The sequence below is a fragment of the Mycobacterium persicum genome, assembly GCF_002086675.1.
GTDB lineage: Bacteria > Actinomycetota > Actinomycetes > Mycobacteriales > Mycobacteriaceae > Mycobacterium > Mycobacterium persicum.
This window is the reverse complement of sequence record NZ_MVIF01000002.1, coordinates 172,998-180,723: the sequence shown is the minus strand read 5'-3', so window position 1 is coordinate 180,723 and position 7,726 is coordinate 172,998. Positions and strand designations below refer to the sequence as shown.

Here is a 7,726-nt window from a genome sequence, read left to right as displayed (position 1 = left end):
TGCGCACCTTGGGCCCGTCGCGGAAGGTGCGGCGCAACAGCACCGACTGATAGACGCGCTGTTTGCCCTGCTTATCCACATGCGTCTTTTTAACTCTGACTACGTGAGCTTTGCCCTGGTTGCGCGGCATACAAAGCATCATAGACTGATTGCGCCGATCAGACACGAATGACACACACATATTCGTGACTACACATCAGGACGAGACAGCAGCCCATATCGCCAGCTCAGAACACTAATCCCCAGTCAGAACCCGTCGTAACTTCGGGTTAAGCCAACCGGGTGATCTCCACCTCCACGTCGAGGTCGGTCGCACCCAGTCCGGAGTAGATACCCTTCAGCGGAGACACGTCGCTGTAGTCCCGGCCGACACCCACGCTGATGTACTGCTCGGTGATCTCGGTGTCGTTGGTGGGGTCGTAGTTCCACCACGCGCCCGTCCAAGCCTGTATCCAGGCATGGCTACGTCCGGCGACGGTTTTTCCGGCCACGGCGTCGCGCTCGGGATGCAGATATCCGGATACGTAGCGTCCGGGAATTCCCATGCTGCGCAACACCATTAGCGTCAGGTGGACAAAGTCTTGGCAGACGCCGCGGCCCTGCTCCAGCGCGTCGAGTCCCGATGAGTAGACACCGGTGGTACCCGGAATATAGTCCAATTCGCTTCGGGCCCAACGGGATGCGGCAACGACAGCTTCGGCGGGGTCGTGATACTTGGTGATCCGCCGCCCGACGGCCGCGACGCGTTTGCCAGCGGGGGTGTACCAGGTGGGGCGCAGCACCTCGTCGAACCGGTCGATCACGGCCACCGAGCGCAGCTCCTCCCAGCTGGTCTTGGCCGTCGGCGGCTCGGGGCGCTCGGTCTCGACAACCGAGGACGAGGTGACCGTCAGCTGCGTGTGCGGCGCATGCAGGTCGAAGGCCGTCACCGCGGTGCCCCAATAGTCGATGTAGCGGTAGGACCGGGTGGCCGGGACGGTTTCGACACGGTTGAGGATGACGTTTTGGCGGGTGTTGGAGCGTGGTGTCAGCCGGGCCTCGTTGTAGGACGCCGTGACCGGCGACTGGTATGCATACCCGGTGGTGTGTACCACCCGCATCCGCCACATCAGGATTCCCCTTGCCTGCCGAGCAGTTGGCCACGCTGCCCCGCGTCGGTCCAGGCCACCCACGGCGATACGTGAAAGTACTGCAGGGCCAACGCTTCTCCGACGTCCCGGCAGGTTCGTTGCAGGGCCGCCAACCGGTTGTCGAGGGATTCGAGGAGGACACCGGGCTGCACGAACTCAAGTTCACTGCGTGCCTGCCCGAGTAGCCGCTGCGCTTCGGTGGTGGCCCCGATTCGGCTCTGCGGATTGTGCAGCAACTCCTCGAGGTTGTGTTCGGCCAGCCGCAGCGAGTAGTACACCGAACGCGGGAACAACCGGTCGAGCATCATGAACTCGACCACCCGTCCGGCGTCCAGCACCCCGCGGTAGGTCCGCAGATAGGTGTCGTGCGCGCCGGCCGAGCGCAGCAAGGTGACCCACGCCGGGGACGAGGCGCTGTCGCCCACCCGCGACAACAGCAGGCGCACGGTCATGTCGACCCGCTCGATGGCGCGGCCCAGCAACATGAATCGGTAGCCGTCGTCGCGGGAGAGCGTCGAGTCGGCGAGCCCGGCGAACATCGCCGCACGGCCTTCGATGAACGACAGGAATTCATGTGGCCCAAGACGTTTGGCGGCTCGCTCGCGTTCCGGCAGCGCGTTGTAGGTGGTGTTGAGGCACTCCCAGATTTCGATGGAGGTGACTTCGCGCGCCGACTTGGCGTTTTCCCGCGCCGCCGAGATCGCCCCGACGATCGACGAGCCCCCCTGGGCGGTGGTGCTGAAAGCTACCAAGTCCGTCAGCGACCACAGGTCGAGCTCGTGGTCGGGGGGTTCGATGCCGAGCACCCGCAGCAGCAGCCGGGAGGCGTGGTCGGGGTCGACGCTGGAGTCCTCGAGCAGTTGGTGCACCGCGACATCCAGGATGCGCGCCGTGTCGTCGGCGCGCTCGACATAGCGGCCGATCCAATAGAGCGCTTCTGCGTTGCGCGCGAGCATCAGTCGGTCGCTTTCTGCTGTTGCTGGGATTGTTCGTTGCGGGGTGGGTCGGTCGGCGGTTGCTCGGGCACCGCCCGCGGCAGCGACCGCACCACTTGCGCGCGGCCCAGTTCACGATCGGCCGCCGAAGCACGCGGCGCCAGCACCCAGGTGTCCTTGGATCCGCCGCCCTGGCTGGAGTTGACCACGCGGGAGCCCTCTACCAGAGCTACCCGGGTCAGTCCGCCCGGCAGCACCCAGACGTCGTTGCCGTCGTTGACCGCGAACGGCCGCAGGTCGACGTAGCGCGGCGCCAACGAGCCCTCGATCCGGGTCGGCACCGTCGACAGCTCCATCATCGGCTGGGCGATCCAGCTACGGGGATTGTCGCGAATCTTCTTGCCGACGGCGGCCAGCTCCTTCTCGGAGGCTTGCGGGCCGAAGACGATGCCGTAGCCGCCGGAGCCCTCGACCGGTTTGAGGACCAGCTCGTCGATTCGGTCGAGTACCTCTTCGCGTTCGTCCTCTAGCCAGCACCGATAGGTCTCCACGTTGGCCAGCAGCGGCTTTTCGCGCAGGTAGTACTCGATCATGGTGGGCACGTAAGTGTAGACGAGCTTGTCGTCGCCGACACCGTTGCCGATCGAGCTGGAGATGACGACATTGCCGGCGCGGGCGGCGTTGACCAGGCCCGCCACCCCGAGCACCGAGTCGGCGCGGAACTGCAGCGGGTCCAGGTATGCGTCGTCGATGCGCCGGTAGATGACGTCGACCTGGCGCTCGCCCTCGGTGGTGCGCATGTACACCTGGTTGTCACGGCAGAACAGGTCGCGGCCTTCGACCAGCTCCACACCCATCTGGCGGGCCAGCAGTGAATGCTCGAAGTAGGCCGGGTTGTAGACCCCGGGGGTCAGGACCACCACCGTGGGATCGGCCTCGTTGGTGGCCGCCGAGTTGCGCAGTGCCCGCAGCAGGTGCGCCGGATAGTCGTCGACCGCGCGGACCCGGTGGGTGGCGAACAGGTTGGGAAAGACCCGCGCCATGGTGCGCCGGTTCTCCATCACGTAGGACACGCCCGACGGCGAGCGCAGGTTGTCCTCCAACACCCGGAAGTCGCCGCGATCGTCGCGGATCAGGTCGATGCCGGCCACATGGATGCGCACCCCGTTGGGCGGAACGATCCCCACCGCCTCGCGATGGAAGTGCTCGCACGAGGTCACCAGCCGGCGTGGGATCACGCCGTCGCGCAGGATTTCCTGGTCACCATAGATGTCGTCGAGGTAGCGCTCGAGGGCCTGGACGCGCTGGATGATGCCGCGTTCCAGCCGGGTCCACTCGGTAGCCGAGATCACCCGGGGCACCAGGTCCAGCGGAAACGGTCGCTCCTGGCCCGACAGCGAAAAGGTGATGCCCTGGTCGATGAACGCCCGGCCCAGCGCATCGGCTCGCGCTTTGAGCTCCGATGCGTCGGTGGGCGCCAGCTCGGCATAGATGCCCTTATAGGGGCCACGAACGTTGCCCTGCGCGTCGAACATCTCGTCGAAGGCCAAGGCATAAGCGCCCGAACCGTCCGACTTGTGATAGCCGTCGAAGATGCGCTCCGAACGGGCGGATGATCGCCGCCTGGTCGCTTCGATCGGGTCAGAAAGACTCACCCGTGTCATGCTGCCTCACTTCGGGCGTTTCAGCAGGCCAGGGACTGGTCTTTTGGGCGAAAACGTAACCGACTGCTAACCTGAGCAGTCGTTGTCGGGCGACAGGGGCGCCCGAGCAATCCCCGAATCGACATAAGGAATCAACGCGTGGCCAATATCAAGTCGCAGCAAAAGCGCAACCGGACCAACGAACGCGCCCGACTGCGCAACAAGTCGGTGAAGTCGTCGCTGCGTACCGCTGTCCGGGCGTTTCGCGAGGCCGCGCACGCCGGCGACAAAGACAAGGCCGCGGAGCTGCTGGTGTCGACCAACCGCAAGTTGGACAAGGCGGCCAGCAAGGGCGTGATCCACAAGAACCAGGCGGCCAACAAGAAGTCGGCCCTGGCGCGGACCCTCAACAAGCTCGGCTGAGTCCTCAGCTGCGGTCGGCGACCAACTCGGCCACCTTCCGCACCGCGGATTCCAGCGCATAGTCGGCGTCGGCCACGGCCCCTTTGACGTTGGCATTCAGCTCGGCGACCAGCCTCATCGCCGTCGCCACCTTGTCGCGTGACCAGCGCCGCGCCTGCTTTTGCGCCTTCTGTACCCGCCAGGGCGGCATGCCCAGTTGCGATGCCAGCCGATACGGGTCGCCGGACAACGGCCCCACCCGGCCGATCGTGTGCACCGCTTCGGCCAGCGCGTCGGCCAGCACCACCAGCGGCTCGCCGCGCATCATGGCCCAGCGCAGCGCTTCGGCGGCTCCGGCCACATCGCCGGTGACGGCCTTGTCGGCGATGTCGAAGCCCTTCACTTCGGCCTTGCCGCTGTGATAGCGGCGAACCGCCGCCACGTCGACGTGACCACCGGTGTCGGCGACCAGCTGCGAGCAGGCCGCGGCGAGTTCACGCAGATCCGAACCGACCGCGTCGAGCAAGGCTGCCACGGTCTCGTCGTCGACTTTGACGCGCAGACAACGAAATTCACCGCGGACAAAGTCGAGGCGTTCGGTCAGCTTGGTGATCCGTGCGCACGGATGCACCTGCGCGCCCAGCGACTGCAGTTGGCCGGCCAGGGCTTTGGCTCGTCCGCCGCCGGAGTGCACCACCACCAGCACGGTGCCCGATGGCAGGTCGGCAGCAGTCGACGCGATCATCGCGACGGCATCCTTGCCCGCCTCTGCGGCGGCCTCCAGCACGACGATCCGCTCGTCGGCGAACAGCGAGGGGCTCAGCAACTCGGCGAGCTCGTAGGTGCTGACGTCGCCGGCCCGCAGGCGGTTGATCGGCACGTCATCGGCGCCCGGGCCGGCACCGGCTGCGGTGCCGGCGCGTTGCCGCGCCGACCGCAGTATCTCCGCAACCGCCCGCTCAACCAACAGTTCTTCGTCGCCCAGGACCAAATGCAACGGCGAAATCTCGCTCACCCCACGATGGTGTCACGTGGGGCCGACCAGACCCGCCAGCGACCAGGCCACAAGGCATCCCAGGGCGGCCACCAGCGCCCAACTCGTCGCGACACGAAACCACCGGAATCGCCACAGTGCAACCGCCAGCACGGTGACGCCGCCGACGAGCAGCGCACCGGCCAGGCCGTCGGGGACCGGCACCGTTGCCATCGGCGCGCCGGCCGCCCAATGCGCCACCCGCAACACCCACCAGATCTCCGGCCCGGTGAAGCGGATCAACAGCTGCGCCCCGGCCGGCCACAGGACGGCCAGCACGGCTGCCCCGCTGCCCAGCACCGTGATCGGGGCGATCACCGCTGCCGCCGCGAGGTTGGCGAACACCGCGACCAGGCTGAATCGGCCCGAGATCGCGGCGACCAGCGGAGCCGTCACCACCTGCGCGGCGGCGGCGACCGCCAGCGCATCCGCCAGCGGTTTGGGCAATCCCCGCGCGACCAAGCGGCGCGACCATTGCGGAGCGATGACGACCAGCGCGGCCGTCGCAACCACCGACAGCGCGAAGCCCATATCGACGGCCAGCTGGGGTGCCGTGGCCATCAGCACCAGCACGGTGGCCGACAGCGCCGGAATCGCCTGTCGCCGCCGCGAAGACAGCATCCCAGCCAGGCCGATCGCGCCCATCACGGCGGCCCGCAACACGCTGGCCGTCGGCTGCACCACGACGACGAATGCCGCCAGCGCTCCCCCGGTCAACCCGACGGCCGCGCGCGGTCCGATCAGCCGCGCCGAAAACAGTACTGCCGCACACACGATGGTGACGTTGGCACCCGACACCGCCGTCAGATGCGTCATCCCCGCCGCGCGGAATTCCCGGCCGGTCACCGAGCCGACTGCCGAGGTGTCACCGAGCACCAGCGCGGGCAGCATCGCGGCCTGATCGCCGGGCAACACCTCCCGAACCACGGCGGCAAACCGGCCGCGCACAGTGTGCGCGGCCCGGTACACCGCGCCCGCACGACCCGCGCATACCGTTGGCGGCCGGTCCACCGCGGTGAGTACCGCTACCGTCAGGTCCCGGCGCGTCGGCCGGGTGATGTGCGCGGTGAACCGCACCGGCTGGCCTGCCATCAGCTCGCCGAATTCCGATGCTCGCCCGAAAACGACCACCCGGCCCGATATTTCGCCGTCCCGCAGCCGCTGGATGGTCGCCCGGAACATCAATCGGCCGGCCCCCAGCGACAGGGCGGTTTCGCTGGGAGTGACGGTCACCGGCACGGACGTCCCGAACGCCGCACTGATCGGGTGGCGCCCGACCGCATCGGCTCGCAACGCGATCGCGAATCCATACCCGGCGCCCACCACCCCGACCGCCACCAGGGCGGCGCTGACGGCGCGCAGTCGGGGCGGGCACTTCGGCCGGCGCGCGGCGTGCCACCACAGCGCAGCCGAGCCGGTAGCCACCATCAGGCAGCAGGCCGCGCACGGCCGGCCGACCGGCCACTCGATCCCCGCCGCGGTCACCACCCAACTGGTCAGCGCGGCCGGCACCAAGCGCACGTCCAGCCGCGCCGCGGCGCCGGGAACGGGGCCGACGGGCCCGGTCAGGGGGTGCACCGGTGTCAGACACGGACCAGCGACCGCAGTTTTTCCAGCCGCGCCGGGCCGATGCCGTCGACGTCGGCGAGCTGGTCGACGCTGGTGAACCTGCCGTTGGCCTGCCGCCACGCGACGATAGCGGCGGCGGTGACCGGGCCGACGCCCGGTAGCGTGTCCAGCTGCTCCACGGTCGCGGTGTTCAGGTCGAGCACCTCGGCCGGCTTGGAGCTTGGCTGGGGGCCCGGATGAGGGACACCGGAGGTGGCCGGTCCCGGCGCCGGGGTGCCCGCGCCGATCGAGCTGCGCAGCGTGATCGGTTGACCAGGGATCGGCGCCAGCCCGACCACGATCTGCTCCCCGTCGACCAGCTGGCGAGCCATGTTCAGGCCGATGGTGTCCGCACCCTCGACCGCGCCGCCGGCGGCCTGCAGGGCGTCGGCGATCCGCGCACCCGGAGCCAAGGTGACCAGACCCGGGGTGTGCACCAGTCCGACGACGCTGACCACCACCGGCCGGTCCGGGCCGGGGGGCTGCCCCGCGGTCGCCGACGGTCTCGGGCCGCTTCCCGACGGCCGTGAAACCCGTTCCACCGCGGGAAGTTTGGCCGACATCACCGGAGCAGGCCGGTCGCGCAGCAACGTGAAGACGGTGACTAGTACCGCAAGGGCGGCGACCAGCGCCAACGCGATGGCACCGGCACGTCCCGGGTCTGCGCGCACCTTGGCCAGCCACCCACGGCTTCCGTTAGTCGCCGGGAGCCAGCGTGGCAACAGCGAGTTCGGGTCGTCGTCCGGGCCTTCATCGGCGCCCTCGGCTTCGACGGTGGCCGGGTTGGCGGCCGGCCGGCAATCCGGGTCCGCCCCGAGGCGGCGATGCAAGCGCTCGGCAGGCAGTTCAGTTCGCATGGCGCCGACGGTAGGTGCCTGGACCGTCACCACGATCCCGTCCACCGCGTCGCGACGCCTGTCTGTGGATGAAACCAGGGCTGTGAATGCATGACTTCATCCGTGCCGTCCGTACCGC

7 protein-coding genes are annotated in these 7,726 nt (G+C 68.3%); 1 reads left to right on the top strand and 6 read right to left on the bottom strand.

Translation table 11 applies throughout. From position 1 onward, the window contains the following. Window positions 1–269 precede the first annotated feature (269 nt). The 3 genes from BST40_RS01960 to BST40_RS01950 are packed head-to-tail and all read right to left on the bottom strand — an operon-like array spanning window position 270 to window position 3,729. Window positions 270–1,109: a transglutaminase family protein gene (locus tag BST40_RS01960; RefSeq protein WP_075549361.1), complete on the bottom strand. Its 840-nt coding sequence runs from the start codon at window positions 1,107–1,109 to the stop codon at window positions 270–272. Then, entirely contained in the window at window positions 1,109–2,086 is a 978-nt protein-coding gene (locus BST40_RS01955) for an alpha-E domain-containing protein (protein ID WP_083153236.1), read from the bottom strand. Before BST40_RS01955 ends, BST40_RS01960 begins: the two co-directional genes overlap by 1 nt. Beyond that, entirely contained in the window at window positions 2,086–3,729 is a 1,644-nt protein-coding gene (locus BST40_RS01950) for a circularly permuted type 2 ATP-grasp protein (protein WP_075549363.1), read from the bottom strand. The genes BST40_RS01955 and BST40_RS01950 overlap by 1 nt, the downstream gene beginning before the upstream one ends. Before the next feature lie 138 nt (window positions 3,730–3,867). On the opposite strand from BST40_RS01950, the gene rpsT reads away from it, so the two are divergent. Further along, window positions 3,868–4,131 carry a 30S ribosomal protein S20 gene (gene rpsT / locus BST40_RS01945; protein ID WP_075549364.1) on the top strand — a complete coding sequence of 88 codons (264 nt, stop codon included), beginning with the start codon at window positions 3,868–3,870 and terminating at the stop codon, window positions 4,129–4,131. Window positions 4,132–4,135: 4 nt separating this feature from the next. Here rpsT and holA read toward each other — a convergent pair whose 3' ends face one another. The 3 genes from holA to BST40_RS01930 form a co-directional block, all read right to left on the bottom strand. Further along, the gene (holA, locus tag BST40_RS01940; protein ID WP_089024974.1) at window positions 4,136–5,107 is read right to left on the bottom strand and encodes a DNA polymerase III subunit delta; all 972 of its coding nucleotides are present in this window, start codon (window positions 5,105–5,107) and stop codon (window positions 4,136–4,138) included. Window positions 5,108–5,137: 30 nt separating this feature from the next. Next, window positions 5,138–6,664, bottom strand: coding sequence for a ComEC/Rec2 family competence protein (locus BST40_RS01935; RefSeq protein WP_083153241.1), 1,527 nt, complete (start codon window positions 6,662–6,664; stop codon window positions 5,138–5,140). 62 nt (window positions 6,665–6,726) lie between these two features. Further along, a complete protein-coding gene (locus BST40_RS01930; RefSeq protein WP_083153240.1) occupies window positions 6,727–7,608 on the bottom strand; it encodes a ComEA family DNA-binding protein in 882 nt (293 codons plus the stop codon). Between the last annotated feature and the right edge of the window lie 118 nt (window positions 7,609–7,726).